Consider the following 22,268-nt stretch of genomic DNA (forward strand, 5'->3'; position numbering starts at 1 on the left):
AGTCATCAGATGACCTGACTAATTTTATCGATTCGAGGGGGATTCCCGAATGTTGGATGCCGCCATTGCCCGACGTCTGAGGCAGATCGTGGGGGACGACCATTTCAAGGACGACCGGCAGTCGCTCGTCGCTCATTCCTATGACGGAACGCCGATGCTGCAGAGCTTGCCCGACGGCGTAATTTATCCCGGGAGCACGCAGCAGGTTTCCGAGATTATGAAGGTGCTGGCCGAGTTTCGCGTTCCCATCGTTGCCCGGGGCTCCGGCTCCAACCTGTGCGGGGGCACCGTCCCCGTTCAAGGGGGGATCGTTATGGTGATGCACCGGATGAACGAAATCGTGGAGGTTGACCTGGAAAATTTGACGGCAACGGTGCAGACGGGCATCATTACCGCGGAATTTACCGCGCGCATCGAATCGCTCGGCCTGTTCTATCCGCCCGATCCGAGCAGCATGAAAATTTCGACGATCGGCGGCAATATCGCCGAGTGCTCGGGTGGGCTGCGCGGGCTGAAATACGGGACGACCAAGGATTACGTCATCGGGCTGGAAGCGGTGCTGGCCAATGGCGAGATCATCCGCACCGGAGGCAAGCTGATGAAGGACGTCGCCGGCTACGACTTGACGAAGCTGCTTGTCGGCTCGGAAGGCACGCTGGCGATTGTGACGGAGGCGACGCTGAAGCTCGTGCCGCCGCCCAAGAGCAAGAAGACGATGCTGGCGATGTACAAGGATCTGTACGGCGCGGCGCGGACGGTGTCCCGGATCATCGAGGCGAAAATCATTCCCGCGACGCTGGAGTTTATGGACAATCCGACGATCCGCGTCGTCGACGATTTCGCCAATCTGGGGCTGCCGAGGGATATGGAGGCGATTCTGCTGATCGAGCAGGACGGCGATCCCGAGGCGGTCGAGCGGGACATCGGGCTGATCCGGGAAATTTGCGAGGCCGAGCTGGCCGACCGGATCGACGTGGCGGAAAACCGGGAGCAGGCGGAGAAGCTGCTGACGGCGCGCCGCAGCGCCTTCACCGCGCTCGCCCGGCTGCGCCCGACGACGATACTGGAGGACGCGACCGTTCCGCGTTCGCGAATCGCCGACATGGTGCTGCGAATCAACGAAATCGCCCGCAAGCACGGCGTCTCGATCGCCACGTTCGGCCATGCCGGTGACGGCAACCTGCACCCTACGGCGACGACGGACGCGAGGGACCAGGAAGAGGTGCACCGGGTGGAGCGGGCGTTCGAGGAAATTTTCGAGGCGGCGATCGAGCTGGGCGGCACGATTACCGGCGAGCACGGCGTCGGCCTCGTGAAGGCGCCGTTTCTGGAATGGAAGGTCGGCAGCGCCGGAATCGGGCTGATGAAGGGGATCAAGCAGGCGTTCGATCCGAACAATCTGCTGAATCCGGGCAAAGTTTTCGCCAAAGAAACGAGAAAAAGGGTGGTCATCAACCGTGGCTAACGAGAACGCTCCTGCGACAACCCAGAAGAAGCCGGATATCCGGCACGCCAACCCGATGGCGAAGACGCTGCTGGCCAAGCTGGATTACGACCAACTGACGAACTGCATGCGCTGCGGCTTCTGCCTGCCCGCCTGTCCGACGTTTCGGGAGACCGGGCTGGAGCCGGAATCGCCGCGCGGCCGCATCGCGCTCATGAAGGCGGTGGCCGACGGACTGATGGACCCCGATCAGGCGTTCCAGGACCAGATGAACCATTGTCTCGGCTGCCGGGCCTGCGAGCCGGCGTGCCCCGCAGACGTGAAATACGGCCAACTGATCGAGCAGGCCCGCGACGCGATCGAGGACCACGCTGGACATAGCGTGCCAATCAAAGGCATTCGCAAACTGATGTTCAAGGGCGTATTCCCGCATCGCAGCCGGCTCAAGTGGGTCGGACGATCGCTTGCGCTCTATCAGAAGTCCGGTCTGCGCACGATCGCCAGAGGCACAGGCATCATGAAGCTGTTTCCGAAGCATCTGCGCGAGATGGAGCAAATTTTGCCGGACGCCACCGGCAAAGGCGTCGTCGAGCGGCTCGGCACGGTGTACCCGGCCAAGGGCGAGAAGATCGCCCGCGTCGCGCTGTTCCGCGGCTGCATCATGGACGTCATGTTCGCGGACACGAACGTCAACACGGTGAAGCTGCTGTCCGAAGCGGGCTTCGAGGTCGTCATCCCCGAGGCTCAGGTGTGCTGCGGCGCGCTGCACGCCCATAGCGGGGAGATGGATCAGGCGCGGGATTTGGCCCGCGTTAACGTCAAGGCGTTTCGCGAGGCGGGTGTCGAGTACATCGTCTCCAATGCCGGCGGCTGCGGAGCTCTGCTCGTCGAATACGATCATCTGCTAAGCGGAGATCCGGAATACCGCGAGCTTGGCGAATGGTTCGCTCCGCGTGTCATCGACGTCAGCAAGCTGCTTGTCGAGAAGGGCCGCATTCCCGAATTCGTCGAAGCGGATGCCGCCGCAGCCGCCGCTCCGGTGACGATCACCTACCAGGACTCTTGTCATCTGCGCAACGTCATGAAGAGCTCGACCGCGCCGAGAGAGCTGATGAACCAAGTGACGGGCGCCCATTTCTGCGAGATGAAGGATTCGGACCGCTGCTGCGGCTCGGCGGGCATCTACAACGTTACCCAGCCCGAAATGGCGGGGCAAATTCTCGAGCACAAGATGGAGCACGCCAACGCGACGAACGCCCGCTATCTGCTGACGAGCAATCCGGGCTGCCTGCTGCAGATGAAGCACGGCATCGAGAAGCACGGCGCGAAGGATCGGATGGAAGCGATGCACATCGTGGACTATTTGTACGAGAGAATCGGAGAAAAGGACGGCCGTTAGGCGGCATGCGCCTGAAAGGGGAAGGGTAAATTCGTTACAACGTGATTTCAAGAGCGCATGAGCAGTCTCCAGGAGAAACATCCCCTACTTTGTCTATCGATTATCTTAATTAGCTATGCTTATGGGACAGTCCCCGTTCGTCGTTCTTTCGCCTCTTCCGTCTTCGGACGCGGTGCGGCGCCGCAGCTGTCGGCGAGATCGCAAAATACGATTGCAAGGATTTTGCGGACGTGCCATACTGCAATCAGTTGCCGTGCCGAACGAGGAGCGGGAAGAGACAAACGACGAGGTGAACCAACGATGAGCAACGCGATTCGAAAGACCGTTCACGAGGACAAACAGCTGATCGAGGAAATCGAAGACACGAAGGTTCCTTACGGCATGCTGGCTGTATGGAGTCTCGGACAGGCGAGCTTTATCGTCAAGGGCGGAGCGACGGTCGTCTACGTGGACCCGTTCGCGCTGGCCGACGATGAGGTGGAACGCCGATACGGCTTAAAGCGGCTGTTTCCGTCGCCGATGCGGCCGGAGCAGATTACGAACGCGGATTACTGCCTGATTACGCACGAGCACGACGATCATCTGGACCCGGACACGATTCGGGCCATGGCCGCCGCCAATTCGCGGACACGGTTCGCTGCCCCCAACTGCTGTCTGGAGGAGATGCGGCAATGCGGCGTATCCGAAGCGCGGCTGTACCGCGCGGAAACGGACAAGATCATCTTCGAGGACGACGGTTTCTTCGTCAAGCCGATTCCGGCGGCGCACGAGCAGTTGGACAAAGACGGCGAAGGCTTTTTCAAATATGCGGGCTACGTCGTCCGTCTCAACGGAGTGACTTGGTACCATGCGGGCGATACGGTGATTTACGACGGATTGACAGAAAGGGTGGCCGCCGAACGGATCGATCTGGCGCTGCTGCCCATTAACGGACGCGACGCTTTCCGGACGGGAAGAGGTATTATAGGCAACATGGATTATCGCGAAGCGGCCGAGCTGGCCCATCGGGCGGGCTTCGGACTGACCATACCGATGCATTACGACCTGTTTGCCGGAAATACCGAACGGCCGGGTTATTTCGTGGATTACGTCTACGACAATTTTCCGCGCCTGCGCACGCATGTGATGGCGAGAGGAGAAAGATTCGTGTTCGTGTCCGACGCCGCGCTGTGAATGGCCCAAAGCGGCCGGACTGCCGCGATTATCGCCGACGGAACCGTGGTGCGTGCTTAAAATGTGCCGACCAAACTAACTTGATTTGAAATGATAGGGAGGCCTCCGCGTGATTTTGGAAGTGATTGCAACCAGCGTACTGGACGCCAAGCTGGCTCAGGAATACGGCGCCAATCGGATTGAGCTGATTTCGGGCATCGTCGAAGGAGGCGTGACTCCCAGCATCGGCTTGATCGAGCAAGTCGTGAAGGCGGTCGACATTCCCGTAAACGTCATGCTGCGGCCTCATGCGAACGGGTTTTGCTACGACGAGGACGACTTGGCGGTTATGGCGCGCGACGCCGGAATCATACGCGAGAGCGGGGCGGCGGGCATCGTCATGGGCATGCTGAGCGCGGAGGGCAAAATCGATACGTCCGCCTTGGAGAGGCTGTTGGACGACACGGGAGCGCTGGCGGTCACCTTTCACCGCGCTTTCGACGAGCTGGAAGACCGTCGCGCCGCGTTGGAGCTGCTTAGTCGTTATCCGGCGATTCGCAAAATTTTGACCTCCGGCGGCAAGTCCAGCGCGCTGGACGCCAAGGAGGAGATTGCGGAGCTGGCGAAGCTCAGCGAGGGACGTTCCTTGGATATTCTTGCCGGCAGCGGACTTGGCGTAGAGTCGCTGGACGAGTTTATCCGACAGACAAAGGTCAGGGAAGTGCATATGGGTACCGGCGTAAGGAGGAACGGCCGGGCGCTCGAACCGATCGATCCGGACAAAATGCGGGCGGCGGCGGACATTGTGGGCAGGCACGAATAAACCCGTTGCCTAATGGTATGACCCCCGCTTCCTTCACAGGGATGGCGGGGGTCACTTATACGGAGGGATGAAGCGGGAGAAGTAAAGTCAATATATGGCTACGCGGAGAGCGATCAAGATGTTGATTAAGCCGTCGGCCGGCATCCCGATTTCATGTCCATATCAGCAGCGGAAGGAGATAGATCGCCATGTTAATACATGGATCATTTAGGGTTGCCCCTCTATGGCTTATGGGACAGGCCCTTTTTCAGGCTGCGCTCACCCCACCGCTTCCCGTTTCCGGAAAAATGTCTTCAGAGCGTTGTAGATTTCGCCTTTTTCCTTGATGACGTAGTAGAGGAATTGCTGGTGCTCCAGATGCTTGTAAGCCGACATCAGCGTGCTGCTCCGGTTGTACTGGTTCACTTCCCCGTACCCGAAAATGTTCGACCGCTCCAGCAGTTCCTTGATCAGCCGCACGCACCGCTCGTTGTCGCTCGTCAGATTATCCCCGTCCGAGAAATGGAACGGATAAATGTTGTACAGCGACGGAGGATAGCGGCTGTCGATAATCTCCAGCGCCTTGACGTAGGCCGACGAGCAGATCGTGCCCCCGCTCTCGCCGCGCGTAAAGAACTCCTCTTCGGTGACTTCCTTGGCCTCCGTATGATGGGCGATGAAGACGATGTCCACTTTTTCATATTGCCGCCTTAAAAACCTGCTCATCCAGAAGAAGAACGATCTGGCGCAATATTTCTCGAACGAGCCCATCGAGCCCGAGGTGTCCATCATCGCCAGAATGACCGCGTTGTTTTGCGGCTTGACGATTTCCTCCCACGTCTTGAACCGCAGATCGTCGGGAGAGATCCCCCCGATCTCGGCGCGGCCTTCCCGCGAGTTGCGGCGCAGGTTTTCGAGAATCGTCCGCTTCTTGTCGATGTTGGACATGATGCCTTTGCGCCTGACGTCGGTAAACCGCACGTCCTTGACCTCGATCTGCTGTTTGTCTTTTTTCTTCAAATAAGGAAGCTCCAGCTCCTCGAACAGCATCGACTCCAGCTCGGCGATGGAAATCTCCGCTTCGACGACATCGTCGCCCGGCTCGGAGCCCGCGCCCTCCCCTTTGCCTCCGGCCGGCGTCGGATCGACGCCCAGCACGTCTCCGACCTGACTGTCTCCGTTTCCTTGTCCGACATGCTTCTTCTTGTTCGTGTTGAAGACGAAGCGGTATTCATCCAGGCTGCGGATCGGAATTTTAATAATTTGGCGCCCATCGGACATGACGATGTTTTCTTCGGAGACGAGATCGGGCAGGTTCTGCTTGATCGCCTCCCGGACCTTCTGCTGGTGGCGCGCCTGATCCTGATAGCCTTTGCGGTGCAGCGACCAGTCTTCCCGGGATAAAATAAACGAGGGATGATTCATGGGCAACCCCCTATCGCTTCAAATTTGGAAAGGAACGTATTACTCAATATATTCAAGTTCGGCCAAACGATGTGTATGCATGTCTCGGACAAGTCGGTTTGGGACGGAAGCGCATTTTACCAACTGCAATCGGGCCGGCGATAGATTACAATAATAGTAGGTTCGCGCGATCGGTCGCGACATTACGGGGACATGGGAGGGACAACGCCTCATGAAGTTCATACATACCGCCGACTGGCATCTGGGCAAGCTTGTGCAGGGCGTCTATATGACGGACGACCAGCGCTGCGTGCTGGAGCAGCTCATAGCAACGATAGAGCAGGAGCGGCCCGACGCGGTGATCGTCGCCGGAGATTTATACGATCGGGCCATTCCGCCGACGGAAGCCGTCGAGCTGCTGGACGAGCTGTTCGAGCGCATCGTCGTCGGGCTGAACACGCCGCTGCTGGCGATCTCGGGCAATCACGACAGCCCGGACAGGCTGTCGTTCGGCACGGCCATCATGGAGGCGAGGGGGCTGCACCTGGTCGGCCAGCTCAAGGCCGAGCCCAAGCCGGTTGTGCTGAAGGACGATTACGGGGAAGTCCATTTCCATCTCGTGCCTTACGCCGACCCGGCTCAAGTTCGTTACATACTCGGGGATGAAAATATTCGCACGCACGACGACGCGATGAAGGCGATCGTCGACCGCATCGATGCGGGGAAGGACGGCGCGGCGCGCCACGTGTTCGTCGGGCACGCGTTCGTGACGCCGGGCGCAAGGCCGGAGGAAAATACGAGCCAATCGGAGCGCCCGCTGGCGATCGGGGGAGCGGAGCATGTGCATGCCGAATATTTCGGCGGCTTTCATTATACGGCGCTGGGTCATCTGCACCAGGCGCATCACGTCGGCGACGAGCGGATCCGCTACGCCGGCTCTCCGCTGAAATATTCGATTTCCGAGGAGAATCATCGCAAAGGCTTCTTCGTCGTTGAGCTGGATGGGGCAGGGAACGTATCGGCGGAGAAAAGGGAGCTGAAGCCCCGCCGCGACATGCGCCGCATCGCCGCGCCGATCGAGGAGCTCGAGCGGCATCCGGTATGCGACGATTACGTGTTCGTGACGCTGCTGAACGACAATCCGGTGCTGTTCCCGATGGAGAAGGTTCGCGCCGTGTATCCGAACGCGCTGCACGTCGAACGCAGAACGACGGCCGCAGCCGGGGCGGAAGGCGCGGACGAGGCGGCGGGCAGATCGGCCAGGAGGGAAGCCGATCCGGTCGCGCTGTTCGCGGCATTCTATCAGGAAGTGAAAGGCTTGCCGCTGACTTCGGACAAGCGGGAGCTGTTCGCGGAAGCGTACGCGGCCGTCCTGCGCGAGGAAGGGGGAGCGGAATGAAGCCGATTCGAATCTGCATGACGGCGTTCGGCCCTTACCGGGACGCGGAGACGATCGATTTCGCGGCGCTCGGGGAGCGGCGGCTGTTCGTCATCTCCGGCAACACCGGAGCGGGCAAGACGACGATCTTCGATGCGGTCTGCTTCGCGCTGTACGGCAGCGCCAGCGGGGAGGACCGCGCGGAGCCGCGGATGCTGCGGAGCCATTTCGCGGATGACGAAGTACATACGTCGGTGGATTATGATTTTGCGGTCGGCGCGCGGACGTATCGCGTATTCCGGCAGATGCCCCATCGCCGGGGCGCGAACAAAAGCGAGACCGGAGGCAAGGCGGAGCTGTACGAGACAACCGGAGGGGAAGAGGTCCCCTGCCTCGACCGCTTCACCGTCTCGGACGTGAACGCCAGGATCGAAGCGCTGCTCGGCTTGACCCGGGAGCAGTTCGGACAGATCGTCATGCTGCCGCAGGGAGAATTTCGCAAGCTGCTTACGTCCGATACGGAAAATAAGGAAGAGATTTTGCGGCGCATTTTCCGAACGGGACTGTATCAGAAGATCGAGGACCGGTTCCAGCGGCAAAACCGCGAGCTGCAGGAGGCGCTGAGGCAGGCGAAGGCGATGCAGGACGTATACGCCAAGCAGGCGCAGCAATCGCTGCCACAGCGGGAGGGGAGCGCGCTTGCGGCGACGCTGCTTCAGGAATACAGCAGCATGGCGCAGGTATCGGACGGGTTGACGCAGGAAATCGCCTATTACGAAACGCTGTCCGAGGAAATCGGCCGAGACAAGGCGGCGCTCGAAGCGCGGCTGCAGGACAGCGAGCGGTCGCTGCGGGAGGCGCTGGCGCTGGAGGCGAGGTTCGCGCAGCTTGCGGAGAAGCGCGGGCAGCTCGCTCGGCTGGAGGAGCGCAAAGCCGAGGCGGACGAGAGCGAGCGGCGGCTGAAGCTGGCCGAGCAGGCGGCGCGGCTGCTGCCGTACGAGGAGCAGGCGGCGGAGGCGGCGCGGCAGGCCGAGCAGAAGCGCGGCGAGCTCGAACGCAAGCTGCGCGACGCCGCCGAAGCCGAGCGCGCGCATGCGGAAGCGGAGCAGCGCTATCGGAGCGAGGAGGCGCGGGACGAGGAGCGCAAGGAGGCGGAGCGCGGGCTGACGCGCTTGGCCGAGCTGCAGCCGATCGTGCGGACGCTCGACGAGCGCCGGCTCGAGGTCGAGCGCTTGGCTGCGCAGGAGCAGGCGGTAACCGCGCGGCGAGCGGAGGCGGAGCTGCAGCTTGAACGGCTTCGCGAGGAGCGGCGAGTCGTTGCCGAAGGCTTGAAGCTGGCGGAATCGGAGGCCGCCAAGCTGCCGGAAGCGTTGGAGCGCTACGAGCGGTTAAGGAGCAAGTATAAGCTGTTGAAGGAATTGGACGAGCTGGACAAACGGCTGGAGAGCTGGTCCAAGCTTGAAGAGGAGCTGCAGCGCGCGGCGGCCAAGCTGAAGGAAGAGCACGACCGCGCGGAGACGCTGTGGCTGGAGGGGCAGGCGGGGCTGCTGGCCGGGCATCTGCACGACGGCAAGCCGTGTCCGGTCTGCGGCAGCGAGTCGCACCCGGCCAAAGCCGTTCCGGCTTCGAGCGTCCCGACGCGCGAGCAGCTTCAGGAGGCGAAGGAGAAGCTTCGCGCCGCCGAAGGCGAGCTGGGCGAAGCGAGGGCGCAGGCGGCCGCGGCCGGCGACAGCCGTACCGGCCGGGCGGAGCTGGCCGCTGAGTACGGCATTACGGGCGAGCCGCTGAGCGCGCAGCTGGCCCAAGCTGAGGCCGAGGGCAAGAGCGTCCGGCAGGAGACCGATCGCTGCAAGCGGCAGGCCGAGGCCGTTCAAAGCCGCCGGCTCGAAGCCGAGAAGCTGGAGACGCAGCTTGAACGTCTGCAAGCCGAGCGCGAGCGGCTGCTGGCCGAACAGCATCGCCTGTCGGTCGAGCGAAGCGCGAAGCAGTCCGTGCTCGAGAGCGAGCTGAGGCGCGTTCCCGAGCCGCTGCGTTCCCCGGACCGGCTCGCCGCCCGTCATCGCGAGCAGTCCGCGCTTGTCGAGCGCTTGAACGCCTCTTGGCTGGAGGCGCAGCGTCGGCTGCAGAGCACGCAGGCCAAGCACGTGGAGGAGAAGACGAACGCCGCTCAAGCGACCAGCCGGCGGGACGAGGCCGAACAGCTGCGCCGGCGAACGGAAGAGAGATTCGCCGAGGAGCTGGCGAAAGCCGGCTTCGGCGCGGCCGACGCTTATCGCGCGGCCAAGATGGACGAAGCCGACCGCGCCCGCCTTGCTTCGCTCATCGAGCAGTTCAGCTTGCAGGTGACGACCTTGAGCCGGCAGATCGCCGAGCTGGAGGGCGACTTGAGCGGCCAGGTCCGACCGGATACGGCTGCCCTGCAAGCGGCGCTCGACGAATGGAAAGGCCGCCTGGAGCAGGTCGTTGCCGAGCTGCACGCGGCCGCAGGATACGAGCGCGAAGCCCGCCGGCTGCTGGCCGCGATCGCCGAGGCCGAGGCGCAATTCCGCGAACTGGAGCAGCGCCAGCAGCGGGTCGCGGATATTTATCAAATGCTCAAAGGCGACAATCCGCTGAAAATTTCGTTCGAGCGCTACATTTTGATCGAGTTTCTCGAGCAGATTTTGCATGCGGCCAACGTTCGGCTGACGGACTTGTCGAACGGGCAGTTCAGATTGGAGCGAAGCGACCGGCTGGAATCGCGCGGCAAGCAGAGCGGGCTCGGTCTCGACGTATACGACGCCTACACCGGACAGAATCGCGACGTCAAGTCGATGTCCGGCGGGGAGAAGTTTAACGCCTCGCTCTGCCTCGCTCTCGGCATGGCCGACGTCATCCAAGCGTACCAGGGCGGCGTGACGATCGAGATGATGTTCATCGACGAAGGCTTCGGCTCGTTGGACGAGGACTCGCTGAACAAGGCGATCGCCGCGCTTGTCGATCTTCAGCGGTCCGGCCGCATGATCGGCGTCATCTCGCACGTGCAGGAATTGAAGCTGGCGTTCCCGGCCGTCCTGGAAGTCAGCAAGACGAAGGAAGGCCACAGCCGCACGAAGTTTATCGTGAAGTAGCCTAGGGCGTGTATGCATACACACCCTCGCTGCCGTCAGATGGCTCATCCGAAGGCGGACTATGAATGTGCGGGTGGATATCCGTAGGCAGGAGCCGAAAATAAGCGTTGGCGCCATTTTCCGGATTTTTTCCGGGAGCTGGCGCTTTTTGCTATTTCACGGCTGGGCCGGCGGGCATGCGGCTCATTTTTTGAATCGCGCACAATATTTGACTTTCGCGCTCGCCGCAAAGGTCTTCAGCCGGAAACGCCCGGGCAGCCCGGCGGAATTTTCAAATCGATCAAAAAGTGTGTCTCCCGAAAAAAAGTGCTGCTTGCAGGAAAAATGAGGAGTGCCTAACATGGGAACTGGTTGCAACCATCTCTAACGACATTCACAAAGGGAGGGACTGCATGGACATGGACGGCATGGAACGGACGCGCCGGCGCTTCGACATCGCGCGATTAAAGATGAACGTTCCGCTGTTCATCATGTTTACGCCAATTATCGCGTACTTTCTCGTGTTCCGGTACTTCCCGATGGCGGGGCTCGCGATCGCGTTCAAAAATTACAACTTCACCGACGGCATCTGGGGCAGCCCGTGGGTCGGGCTCGACCATTTCGAGATGCTGTTTACGTATCCGTTAACGCTGAATATTTTACGCAACACCTTCGTCCTCAGCGCTTTGCAGATCGTCGTCGGCTTTCCTTTTCCGATCCTGATCGCCCTGATGATCCATGAGGTGCGGGCGCGTTGGTTCAAGAAGACGGTGCAGACGGCGGTATTTTTGCCTCATTTTCTGAACTGGGTCATCGTAGGGGGAATCGTGGTCACGATCTTCTCGCAGGAAACCGGCGCGGTGAACTATATCGTGCAGCGCTTGTTCGGCGAGCCTTATGCTTTCCTCTATCATACGGGTTCCTGGATGTCGATCTTCGTCGGCGCGGGCATCTGGAAAGGGGCGGGCTGGGGCTCGATCATTTACCTGGCCGCGTTATCGGGGGTCGACCAAGCGCTGTACGAAGCCGCCGGCCTGGACGGGGCGAACAAATGGAGACAGCTGTGGCACATCTCGCTGCCCGCAATCCGTCCGGTCATCTTCATCTTGATGATTCTTTCGATCGGCAACATTATGGAGGTCGGCTTCGACCAAGTGTACGTTTTGCAAAATTCCGTCGTCTCCAGCGTCTCCGAGGTGATCTCGACGTGGAGCTACAAATCGGGAATCAACGGCGGCCAATTCAGTCTGGCGACGGCGCTCGGATTGTTCGAATCGCTCCTCGGTCTCATCCTCGTCCTGACCGCGAACAGCATTGCTCGTCGATTCGGTCACGGACTTTGGTAGAAACGGGAGGAGAACGAAATGAGAGATTCCATCGGAGATAAAGTGTTTTTCGGGATCAATGCCGCGCTGCTGTCCCTCTTTGCCCTAAGCTGCATCCTGCCGCTCGTTCACCTGCTCGCGCTTTCCTTGAGCGATCAGTCGGCCATCGCGTCGGGGGCCGTAAGCTTCTGGCCGAGCGGACTGACGGCCATGGCTTACGAGAAGCTGGCGAGCGGCACGAACATCGTCCGCGCAACGTTGAACAGCTTCGAGATTATGGCGGTCGGTACGGCGCTGAACCTGTTGTTCACCCTGCTGTGCGCTTACCCTTTGTCCAGAAATTTGATGTACGGCCGGCGTTTTTTTACGCTTGCGATCGTGTTCACGATGCTGTTCTCGGGCGGCATGATTCCGGGCTTCCTGCTCGTCAAGTCGCTCGGTCTGGTCAATACGTACGGCGCGCTGTGGTTTCCCGGTCTGGTCAGCGTGTATAACATGCTCGTGCTTCGCACGTTCTTCGTCGGGATTCCCGACGAGCTGGTGGAAGCGGCCAGAATCGACGGCTGCGGGGAGTGGCGGATGCTGCTGCGGATTTTCCTGCCGCTGTCCCTTCCGGTCTTCGTGGCGCTCGGACTGTTCTACGGGGTCGGACATTGGAACGCGTTCTTTAACGTCATGCTGTTCATCCATTCGCCGGACAAACACAATCTGGCGGTGCTGGTCCAGCAGATGATTCAAAGCCAGCAGCTGATGCAGGAGATCGGCAATCTGTCGCCCGAGGATTTCACTAGCCTGACCCCGGTATCGATCCGGTCGGCCGGCGTTATTGTCATGGTTTTGCCGATGCTTGTCGTCTATCCTTTCCTGCAGAAGTATTTCTTGAAAGGCATCCTGATCGGCGCGATTAAAGGGTAGCCCTGAGCGGGCGCCGTCATTTACAATTAAACGAGGAGGTTATTTCTTGAAAAGTACCCGGGTATTGAAAAAAGCGGGAATGCTCGCCGCGACGGCCGCGCTCGCTTCCAGTGTCGCGCTCGCGGGCTGTTCGAAGAATGAAGGCAACGGGGGCGTTGGCGGAAGCGCCAAACCAAGCGGCAGCGAGGGACAGCCGGCCGTCCCCGCGATCACCGTCTCGATGTACGACCGCGGGAATGTGCCGCCGGAGGCGGGCACGATCGTCGATAACCTGTGGACCCGGTGGGTGAACGAAGAGTCCGGCGTGAAGGTTACGTATTCGCCGGTGCCGCGTTGGGAGTCGGTGGTGAAGTATAACGCGCTGCTGGCGGCGGGCGACGCGCCGGATTTGATTCTCGAATACGACGCCGATTTCCGGAACCAGCTCTACTTGCAGAAGCAGATTATCCCGCTCGACGATATGATCGAGAAGAGCGGCGAATATAAAGCGCTCATGGAGAAGTTCCCGCTTCTTCGCACGCTCGGCACGAAATCCGACGGCAAGATTTACGAATTCGGGCGCGTGCTGGGCTATATCCCCGGGACCTTCCTGTTCATTCGCGAGGATTGGCTGGAGAAGCTGAACCTGAAGGCACCGGAAACGACGGACGAAGCGTTCGAGGTCATGAAGGCGTTTGCAAAGGACGACCCGGACAACAACGGCAAGCCGGATACGTACGGCACGAATTTGAGCGGCGCCGGCTGGATCAGCACGGCCTTCCAGGATACCGGCTGGGTTATCGAGGACGGCGTCATGGTCAAGGATTGGGAACGGGTGAAAGCCGCGACCGCCTACAAGAAGCGCCTGTTCGACGAAGGGCTCGTGGACAAGGACTACTTGACGGACAAGAACGGAGAGAAATCGCTGCAGGATTTCGTATCCGGCAAAGTCGGCTTGTTCGCGTATTCGGGCAATGTCGTGCAAGTCTATAACAATTACGAAACCTTGAAGAAGAACGTGCCGGACGCCAAGCTTGCGATCCTTGCGTTCCCGCGCAGCGAATACGGCCGGTTCAGTCCGGAGTTTAATCCGCCGATCCAGATGAGCGGCGTGGTGAACGTCAAGGCGAAGTCGCCGGAAGGGGTCATGAGATACGTAGATTTCATGAGCGCCGAATCGACGATTCATACGTTCAAATACGGCTTGCCGGATGTCCATTACAAGATGGAGGACGGGACGGAGGTCATCCTCGACCAGGACAAGTACGACAAGGAAGTCAGTTGGCTCGGAGATTTCCGGATGCTGGGCGGTCAATATCTGATTAACGAGTACGACAAGTATTTGACGGACCTGGATCAGTCGAAGCCGCTCGACAAAGAAGTGTACGACATGATGACGAAGGCGCGCGAATTGTACATTTCCAAGGAGCGTCCGGTTCCAAGCATCACGCACGGTCAGTATATGCCGGGTCTTCCGAACGACTTGCAGTTCATCGCCAACAATACGAATACGCCGATTTCAGACCTGCTGGGCAAGGCGATCGTGAGCGGCGGCGGCTATACGACGGAGCAGGCGTTGACCGAGGCGCAGGATCTGTGGACGAAGTCGGGCGGGGCGAAGCTTGAACAATGGTATGCCCAGTGGTATCAAGAGAATAAAGACACCTGGGTGTTCGCGGACGACTTGTACAGCATGGTATTCTAGTAGTCGAATGGACCAGAAGTTGTCCTATCGGCGGCCGCCTACTGCCGCCGATAGGATTTTCTGTCCTTACGGGGGCGGTCTCGTGAAATCAAAATCCTGGTTTAGCCGGTTGCTGTCCGCTTATTTGCCGATCTTTTATTTGGTCATTGTTTTTTTGGGATTCGTGTTCTTCATGACGATCGGCCAGATGGCGAATTCGCAAATGGCGCAATCCAGCGAAACGTATGCCAAGCATGTCATGCAAACGATCGAATCCACATTGGAGAACATCAATCTCATCGTCATTCGGGAAATTAACGCCAACGAGGATATAGAGAGATTCCTGTACCCGGACAGTTTGCCGGGAATGAACGAGCACCTTCTCTACAGCCGGGTATCCGAGAAGCTGCGCAGCCTGCAGTTGAACTTTCCGATGATCGACTCCATCTACTATTACCGGATCGCCGATCGGAAGGTGTTAAGCACCAGCGCGCTGCTGCCCAACGAATATTTCGGGGACGATATTTTCGTCCGGCAGCTGACGGAGGGGGATATCCCGTACACCTGGACGGGCGTTCGCGACTATCGGCTGTTCGCCGAGAATCGCATCTCGGTGCCGGTCGTGTCCCTGGTCAAGAGAGTGCCGTTGCTGTCGACCGCGGACGGCTTCTTGGTGGTGAACGTCTCCACGGAGGCGCTCAGGGCGATGGTGAGCAAAATGACCACGCAAGATATCAGCTATCTCACCGTTCGCGACGGGGAGGACCAGGTGATCCTGACGACCGGGGAGAGCGGTGGAGACGAGCTGTCCGTCATCCGTTCCGATTACGCGGGCTGGGAAATTCGCAGCGGGCTGCGGAGCGCTTATCCGTACGGGTTCATCAACGAATTTTATTACGGCTGGATCGTTGTCGGTCTGTTTGCCGTCCTGCTGGGGACGATCATGATCGTCCTGTTCGCGAGAAAGTATACTTCGCCGATCGACGGCATTCTGCTGCGCATTACGCAGTATTCCCGCGCCAAGTCGCAGGAGCTTCCGGAACTCGTCGGCGACAATCCGCGGTTTATCGAGAGCATGGTCGATCATTTGATCGAGGCCGCGAACCAGTACAGCGACGCGCATAAGGAAAATCTGCTGTACCGCAGAAGGCAGCTGTTCGCCGAATGGGTCGGCGGAGAACGCGCCATGGACCGGCAGACGTGGGAGCGGGAAATGACGGAGCTGCGGCTGGAGACCGCGTTCCGCAGACGGTATGTCGCCCTGCTTGAAATTCACCAATATGCCGGCATATGCGAGAAATATAACTCCCGCGATCAATATTTGTTTCGATTCGTAATCGAAAGCGTCGTGCAGGAAATCGGCGCGGAAGCGGGCGTCGACGTCTGGTCCGAATGGCTGGAACCGGAGCGGCTCACCGTCTTGCTCCAATGCGGGGAAGAGGGGGACGATTCGGACTCGGGCATCGTCTCTCTGTGCGAGAGGATTCGGCAATGGATCGACGAGAATCTGGATTATACCGTGTCCGTCGGCATCGGGCGCGGCGCCGCGGATTGGGACGGCGTTCCCGTTTCGTTCGACGAAGCGGGAAAAGCGCTGCGGGAGAAGCCGGTGGACGGCAATGCGACGATCGCTTACTCGGAAGTGCTGCAGCGGGGACGCGGCGGCGCGGTTGACTATCTCAAATCCGTCCATCTTATCGTCGACGGCTTTAAGAGAAGAGATCGGGCATGGGAGGCCGAACTTGTCCGCTTTCTGGAAGAGGTGGCGCAGCGCCTGACCGTCAGGCAGGATGTGGATCACATTATGACGTATTTCTTATTTAACCTGTCCAATGCGTTCTCCGAGCTGCCGGCCGCCTCCAAGGAGATTTGGGACGAAGCGGAATCGCAGATGAAGAACGAGCTGCGGCAGTACGCGTCCGTGGAGGAAATCGGCGCGCTTTTCCTGCGGCATATGCGGGCCGCGGCCGAGCAAATCGAGAAGCTTCGCGCCGCGCGCAACAATCAGGAAGCGATCCGGCGCGTGAAGGCGTATATCGAGGAGCACGCGAACGTACCGGAGCTGTCGCTGGGGCTGTTAAGCGAGCAGTTCCAGATGAATCAGAGCTACATGAGCCGCATGTTCAAGGAAGCGTTCGGCGAGAACTTCGTCGATTATCTGGCGAAAATTCGCATTGCGCGCTCCATCGAGCTGCTGCGGTCGACGGACGCGCCGATCCACAAAGTGGCGCTTGAGGTCGGCTATCTCTATACCTTCTCTTTTAACCGGGTGTTCAAAAAGATCGTCGGCGTCACGCCGGGCGAATATCGCAAACAATCGCAATCGTGCGGCACGGCAGCGGCCGGGCTGTCGTACGATTCAGGAGAGCGGGGAGAACGATGACGAAACAATGGCTTGCCGAATGGTTGACGGATGAGGCTTATCTTGGATTGGAGAAGCCCTTGCTGTTTCACAAGGAGACGGCTGTGAAGGAAGCTCCGGCGCATGATCCGAAGCTGCGCCATCATCACTGGCATGCAAGAAAAACGTTCGAGGTGGAAGGCGAAGCGCTCGAGGGAGGGCCGATCCATCTCGATATTACGGCCGACGATTATTACAAGGCGTACGTGAACGGCGCGTTCGTCGGACAAGGCCCCGCCCAGAGCGACGCGGAGGAGTATTATTACAACCGGCTGGACATACGGGATGCGCTGCGCCCGGGCCGCAATGCGATTGCCGTTCATGTCTATTACCAGGGACTGTTGAACCGCGCTTACAATAGCGCCGATTACCGGCAAGGGTTGATCGCGGAAATCCGGGCGGGAGATCGGCTGCTCGTGAAGAGCGACGAAACCTGGAAAGCGATTCGCGGAACGGATAATCGGCCCGGCGAAGCGATTGGCTACGACACTCAGTTCACGGAACGGGTGGATGCCCGCTTGTCGCTTGGCAGATGGACGGCTGCCGATTATGACGACGCCTCGTGGCCGAACGCCGCGGTTCATCCGAACGCGGACTATAGGTTTACGCTGCAGCCGACGCCGATACTCTCCGTGTACAAGAAGAAGCCCGTCCAAGTCGCGCGGCTTGCGCCCGGACATTATTTGATCGATTTCGGCGAAGAGCTGACCGGTCAGTTCACGATGAAGGCGAGAGGGGAAGCCGGGGAAGAGGTCGAGATTCTGTCCGGCGAAGAGCTGCTGCCGGACGGACGGTCCGTTCGCTACGAGCTTCGCTGCAACTGCCTGTACCGCGATACTTGGGCGTTGTCCGGCGGGGAAGATACGTTCGAGACGTTCGATTACAAGGGATTCCGCTACGTCGAGGCGCGCGGACCGGAGAAGGCGCTGCAGCCCGATTCGTTCCGGGCGATCGTTCGCCATTATCCGCTGGACGAAGGGAGCTGCCGATTCGCTTCTTCGGACGAGCGGATGAACCGGATCTTCGCGATCTGCAAGAACGGGGTCAAGTACGGCGCGCAAGAGAATTACGTGGATTGCCCGACCCGGGAGAAGGGGCAGTATCTCGGGGACAATACGGTCATCGGGCATTCCCATATGTTGATTAGCGGCGACTTGCGCTTGTACCGCAAAGCGATCGAACAGTTCGCGCGCAGCAGCTCCGTATGCGAAGGCTTGATGGCCGTCGTGCCGGGCCACCTGATGCAGGAAATCGCCGATTACTCGCTGCAATGGCCGATGCAGCTGCTGGAGTATTACCGGTACAGCGGCGACTTGGCGTTCGTGGAGCGGATGTATCCGTACGCCGAGCGATTGCTGACGTATTTCGAATCGCATGAGCGGGAAGACGGGCTGCTGCGCGACGTGTTCGACAAGTGGAATCTGGTAGACTGGCCGCAAGAGCTGCGGGACGGATACGACTTCGACCTGTCCAGGCCGGTCGGGCCGGGCTGCCATAACGTCGTCAACGCCTTCTATCTCGGATGTATTCGCGCGACGAACGAAATTCGCGACGCGTTGGGAATTGCCTGCGAGGATCGGCTGCCCGAGCTGCAGAGGAGCTTTGTCCGCGCATTCTATGACGAATCCTGCGGCTTGTTCGTCGATGCGGAAGGGAGCCGCCACCATGCGCTGCATGCCAACGCGCTGCCGCTGCTGTTCGATCTGGCGCCGGAAGAAGCCGTGCCGAGCATCGTCGGCCTTATGAGGAAGAAACGTCTCGCTTGCGGCGTCTACTTCTCGTATTTCGTGCTGCGGGCGCTGGCGCGGGCGGGCGAGCATGCGCTGATCTATGACTTGATGTCCTCGGAGGACGAGCATTCGTGGGGCAATATGCTGAAGGAGGGGGCGACGGCTTGCTTCGAGGCCTGGGGCAAGGACCAGAAATGGAACACGAGCTTGTGCCACCCCTGGGCGAGCGCTCCGATCCCGCTGTTGATCGAGGAGATCATCGGCCTTCGGCCGGCGAAGCCCGGCTGGACGGAGATTGCGTTCTCGCCGCGTGTCCCCGCGTCCTGGACGCACTGCAAGCTGGAGCTGCGCGTCCGTTCGGGGGCGATCCGCCTCGAATATCGGAACGGCGAATGGGAATGCGATTTTCCTGCGGGCGTTCGCGTCGTTCGGGAATAAGGAGAAAGAGAAAAGGCATCCCCGGCTCGGGAATGCCTGTGGAAGCTGTGGAAGGGACTGCGCCCTAAGTAAGGTCGTACAAGATGATCGGTACGACTCTTTTATTTATGGGGCAGTCCCTTATTCGCGTCCGCGCTTAAGAGCCGGCAAGGGCGACCAGGAACAGCAGCGCAACGAACAGGAGAGGAAGGCCGTTAAACACCGTTCCGAGTATCGCGAACACTTTCTTGTAGCCGGGACGCGCCAGGGCGACGATGCCGAGGATGAGTCCGACCAGGATGACGAGGATCAGCAGCGGGTAGAGAACCAGGTAACCGATGTAAGGCTGGAACTTGTCCAGAATCTCCTGTTCGGTCATCAGCTGATTGCCGTTCTCGTCGATAAACTGCGTGATGTCGATAGCCTGGAACATCAGAGACATGATGACGATCGTCAAAATGACGAAGGAGACGATGCCGACAAGCGACAGCACGAAGGAGGCGATTCCCAGTCCGCTGTGCTTGAGCGGCTGATAGCTGTGCCCCTCGACCGGGGAGAAGGGCGGGCGGTTCGCAAATTGTTCATCTTTTTCGAACGGTTCGTTCATGACTTTCCACCTCATTCAGGATATGATAGATGTTGAAATGCTGTCCAAATCCAAGGAGGATTAAACCCCGCATGAATAAGTATACAAAAATAGGCGCCATCGCGGCTATGCTTTCTGTGGCGATAGGCGCTTTCGGCGCCCACATTTTGGAGGACCGGTTAACGGCGGACATGATGGACGTCTTCGATACCGGCGTGCAGTACCATATGTTTCACTCGATCGGCATACTGCTCGTCTCCTTGCTGATCGATCGGCTTCCTTCGCCTAAAATGGCCGCCTGGGCGGCCAGATTGCTGGTCGCCGGAATCGTGCTGTTTTCCGGCAGCCTGTACGTTCTCGCGCTCAGCGGGGTCAAAATTCTCGGAGCCGTTACGCCGCTCGGGGGCGTTGCGTTTATCGCGGGCTGGATCTGCCTGGCGCTGGCCGCGCGCAACGATAAAAAAAGGTAAAATATGGCCTACAAATTCGCGCCATTTGAACTATAATAGAAATGTTGTTCCAGTAATTAGTTGCCCATGGCGGAGGAAGGACGTAGCCTCGTGAACGGATGGTCCAACGACGGACTTTGGCTGGCGGGGATCGCCGGCGTTGCAGCATTGACCGCAAGCGCCGCTTCATTAGGCTGGATCTTCTCGCGCAAACGTTATCGGACCAAGCATGCGGGTCCTGCTTATCAGTGGGAATTGTTGAATTCGCTGTACAATCACAGCCCGATCGCATTCGCGGTCATCGACCGGCAGGGGCGATTTCTGGACATTAACCGCGATCCTTCCGATATGGTCGGATACGGCAAGGACGAGCTGAACGGCAAGTCGTTCGAGACGATGCTGGCCGACAGCTCCCAAGGGCGGACGCGGCTTGTGTTTCAGCGGACGCTCCAGGGGGAAGTCTGCTCCACCGAAATCAAGGTTATACATAAGCAAGGACATGCGATCGATCTGAACATTCATACTTCGCCGCTCGTCCGCAGAAACCGGACAATCGGCATTCTCGTGTTCATCGAAGATATCAGCGACCGCAAGCGCTCGCTTGAGCGCATACGCTATATGGCCTATTACGACGATATGACGGGGCTGCCGAACAGACAGTTTTTCATGAGTCTGCTGGAAGGGCGGCTGCGGGCGGCCCGCGAGAGCGGAAGGCCGCTTGCCGTCTGCTATATCGACGTGGATCACTTCAAGCTGATCAACGCGTCTTTCGGCCGCGATTTCGGGGACATGCTGCTGCTGCAGATCGCGGAGCGGCTCAGTCGCAGCTTGTCCGTTCCGGGCGATCTTGCGCGCATGGAAGGCGACGAATTCGCCGCCTGCCTGGATTCGATGCAGAGCGCGGACGAAGTGTCCGCGCGGCTTGACGAGCTGATGTCCGTCTTGAAGGAGCCGTTCGAGTTAAACGGCGTGCCGGTGCACGTGACGGTCAGCATCGGCGTCTCGGTAAGTCCGGACGGATCGGACGACGCGGCCACGATGCTCAAGCGCGCGGATACCGCCCTGCACCGGGTGAAGGTAAACGGCAAGAACGACTATATGCTGCATTCCGGCGATATGGATCATATCGCGATCGAGAAGCTGACGATTCAGCATGAAATGCACAGCGCGCTCAGAAACCAGGAATTCGTGCTGCACTATCAGCCCCAATACGACCTCGCTTCCGGCCAGATCGTCGGCATGGAGGCGCTGGTTCGATGGCAGCATCCCGAGCGCGGGCTCGTCTCCCCGGCCGAATTTATCCCCGCGGCGGAGGAAAGCGGCCTGATTCTGCCGCTCGGCGAATGGGTCATCGAGGAAGCCTGCAGGCAGAACAAAGCGTGGCAGGACCAGGGACTGCTCAGCATCCCGGTATCCGTCAATCTCTCTCTTCGACAGTTCTCGCAGCAAAATTTGACCGGCAAAATTTCCGAAATTTTGCGCCAGACCGGCCTCGACCCGCGTTATCTGGAGCTCGAGATCACGGAGAGCATGACGATGGACGTCGAACGGGCCTCGCAGTATTTGCAAGAGCTGATCGATCTCGGGGTCAACATCAGCATCGACGACTTCGGGACGGGGTACAGCTCCTTTCACTATCTGAAAAACCTGCCGATCGCCCGCCTGAAAATCGATCGTTCCTTCGTCAGGGACATCGAGCAGGACCCGAGCGACGCGGCGATCGTCGCGGCGATCATTTCGATGGCGCACAACCTGCAAATGCAGGTGATCGCCGAAGGGGTCGAGACGAAGGACCAGGTGCACTTCCTGCGTTCTCATCGCTGCGACGAGATGCAGGGGTATTTCGGCAGCCCTCCGCTGTCCAGCGCGGGCGCTCAGGGGCTGCTGTCGGAGAAGCTTAACGGTCCCGCGCTGCCCAATTATCATTAGATAGCGGCCTGTTTTTTCATATCGACAATCGGGTGCGTCCCTGCGTGCGGGACGGCCTTTTTCTTTGTTTTTTCGCATGAAATAGCCAATGATCGGCATTTGTCAATAGGTCATCTTTCACCTTGACAGACACAATATCTTGATATAAATTGGGTAATACCGCTATACATATTGTGTTCGATTCC

Annotated in this window: 16 protein-coding genes; 14 read left to right on the plus strand and 2 right to left on the minus strand. The window is 59.4% G+C overall.

What is annotated here, in order from left to right:
• Window positions 1-49 precede the first annotated feature (49 nt).
• The 4 genes from ACFFT4_RS29320 (at window position 50) to ACFFT4_RS29335 (ending at window position 4,818) form a co-directional block, all read left to right on the plus strand.
• Complete coding sequence (locus ACFFT4_RS29320; RefSeq protein WP_378052678.1) at window positions 50-1,465, plus strand: FAD-binding oxidoreductase; 1,416 nt, start codon at window positions 50-52, stop codon at window positions 1,463-1,465.
• Between the two features lie 55 nt (window positions 1,466-1,520).
• A complete protein-coding gene (locus tag ACFFT4_RS29325; RefSeq protein ID WP_378052830.1) occupies window positions 1,521-2,843 on the plus strand; it encodes a (Fe-S)-binding protein in 1,323 nt (440 codons plus the stop codon).
• Window positions 2,844-3,143: 300 nt separating this feature from the next.
• Complete coding sequence (locus ACFFT4_RS29330; RefSeq protein WP_378052679.1) at window positions 3,144-4,016, plus strand: MBL fold metallo-hydrolase; 873 nt, start codon at window positions 3,144-3,146, stop codon at window positions 4,014-4,016.
• Window positions 4,017-4,125: 109 nt separating this feature from the next.
• Window positions 4,126-4,818, plus strand: coding sequence for a copper homeostasis protein CutC (locus ACFFT4_RS29335; RefSeq protein ID WP_378052680.1), 693 nt, complete (start codon window positions 4,126-4,128; stop codon window positions 4,816-4,818).
• A 258-nt stretch (window positions 4,819-5,076) separates the two neighbouring features.
• Here the strand turns inward: ACFFT4_RS29335 and yhbH are convergent, their stop codons facing one another.
• Complete coding sequence (gene yhbH, locus ACFFT4_RS29340; protein ID WP_378052681.1) at window positions 5,077-6,222, minus strand: sporulation protein YhbH; 1,146 nt, start codon at window positions 6,220-6,222, stop codon at window positions 5,077-5,079.
• Between the two features lie 211 nt (window positions 6,223-6,433).
• Between yhbH and ACFFT4_RS29345 the strand changes: the two genes are divergently transcribed.
• From ACFFT4_RS29345 to ACFFT4_RS29380, 8 genes are all read left to right on the plus strand, one after another.
• Window positions 6,434-7,600: an exonuclease SbcCD subunit D gene (locus ACFFT4_RS29345; RefSeq protein WP_378052682.1), complete on the plus strand. Its 1,167-nt coding sequence runs from the start codon at window positions 6,434-6,436 to the stop codon at window positions 7,598-7,600.
• A complete protein-coding gene (locus ACFFT4_RS29350; RefSeq protein WP_378052683.1) occupies window positions 7,597-10,689 on the plus strand; it encodes an AAA family ATPase in 3,093 nt (1,030 codons plus the stop codon). Before ACFFT4_RS29345 ends, ACFFT4_RS29350 begins: the two co-directional genes overlap by 4 nt.
• 61 nt (window positions 10,690-10,750) lie before the next feature.
• On the plus strand, window positions 10,751-11,017 hold the full coding sequence (locus tag ACFFT4_RS29355) for a hypothetical protein (RefSeq protein ID WP_378052684.1): 267 nt from the start codon (window positions 10,751-10,753) through the stop codon (window positions 11,015-11,017).
• 64 nt (window positions 11,018-11,081) lie between these two features.
• Entirely contained in the window at window positions 11,082-12,014 is a 933-nt protein-coding gene (locus tag ACFFT4_RS29360) for an ABC transporter permease (RefSeq protein WP_378052685.1), read from the plus strand.
• Between the two features lie 18 nt (window positions 12,015-12,032).
• Window positions 12,033-12,908, plus strand: coding sequence for a carbohydrate ABC transporter permease (locus ACFFT4_RS29365; protein ID WP_378052686.1), 876 nt, complete (start codon window positions 12,033-12,035; stop codon window positions 12,906-12,908).
• A gap of 46 nt (window positions 12,909-12,954) precedes the next feature.
• On the plus strand, window positions 12,955-14,592 hold the full coding sequence (locus ACFFT4_RS29370; protein WP_378052687.1) for an extracellular solute-binding protein: 1,638 nt from the start codon (window positions 12,955-12,957) through the stop codon (window positions 14,590-14,592).
• Between the two features lie 82 nt (window positions 14,593-14,674).
• Entirely contained in the window at window positions 14,675-16,954 is a 2,280-nt protein-coding gene (locus ACFFT4_RS29375) for a helix-turn-helix domain-containing protein (protein ID WP_378052688.1), read from the plus strand.
• Complete coding sequence (locus ACFFT4_RS29380; protein ID WP_378052689.1) at window positions 16,951-19,140, plus strand: family 78 glycoside hydrolase catalytic domain; 2,190 nt, start codon at window positions 16,951-16,953, stop codon at window positions 19,138-19,140. Before ACFFT4_RS29375 ends, ACFFT4_RS29380 begins: the two co-directional genes overlap by 4 nt.
• Before the next feature lie 136 nt (window positions 19,141-19,276).
• Here ACFFT4_RS29380 and ACFFT4_RS29385 read toward each other — a convergent pair whose 3' ends face one another.
• Window positions 19,277-19,726 carry a hypothetical protein gene (locus tag ACFFT4_RS29385; protein ID WP_378052690.1) on the minus strand — a complete coding sequence of 150 codons (450 nt, stop codon included), beginning with the start codon at window positions 19,724-19,726 and terminating at the stop codon, window positions 19,277-19,279.
• A gap of 71 nt (window positions 19,727-19,797) precedes the next feature.
• Between ACFFT4_RS29385 and ACFFT4_RS29390 the strand changes: the two genes are divergently transcribed.
• Window positions 19,798-20,175 carry a DUF423 domain-containing protein gene (locus ACFFT4_RS29390; RefSeq protein ID WP_378052691.1) on the plus strand — a complete coding sequence of 126 codons (378 nt, stop codon included), beginning with the start codon at window positions 19,798-19,800 and terminating at the stop codon, window positions 20,173-20,175.
• A gap of 90 nt (window positions 20,176-20,265) precedes the next feature.
• Complete coding sequence (locus tag ACFFT4_RS29395; RefSeq protein ID WP_378052692.1) at window positions 20,266-22,083, plus strand: putative bifunctional diguanylate cyclase/phosphodiesterase; 1,818 nt, start codon at window positions 20,266-20,268, stop codon at window positions 22,081-22,083.
• The last annotated feature ends 185 nt before the right edge of the window (window positions 22,084-22,268 follow it).

It is taken from the genome of Cohnella cellulosilytica (genome assembly GCF_042431195.1).
In the GTDB taxonomy this organism is placed as follows: Bacteria; Bacillota; Bacilli; order Paenibacillales; family Paenibacillaceae; genus Cohnella; species Cohnella cellulosilytica.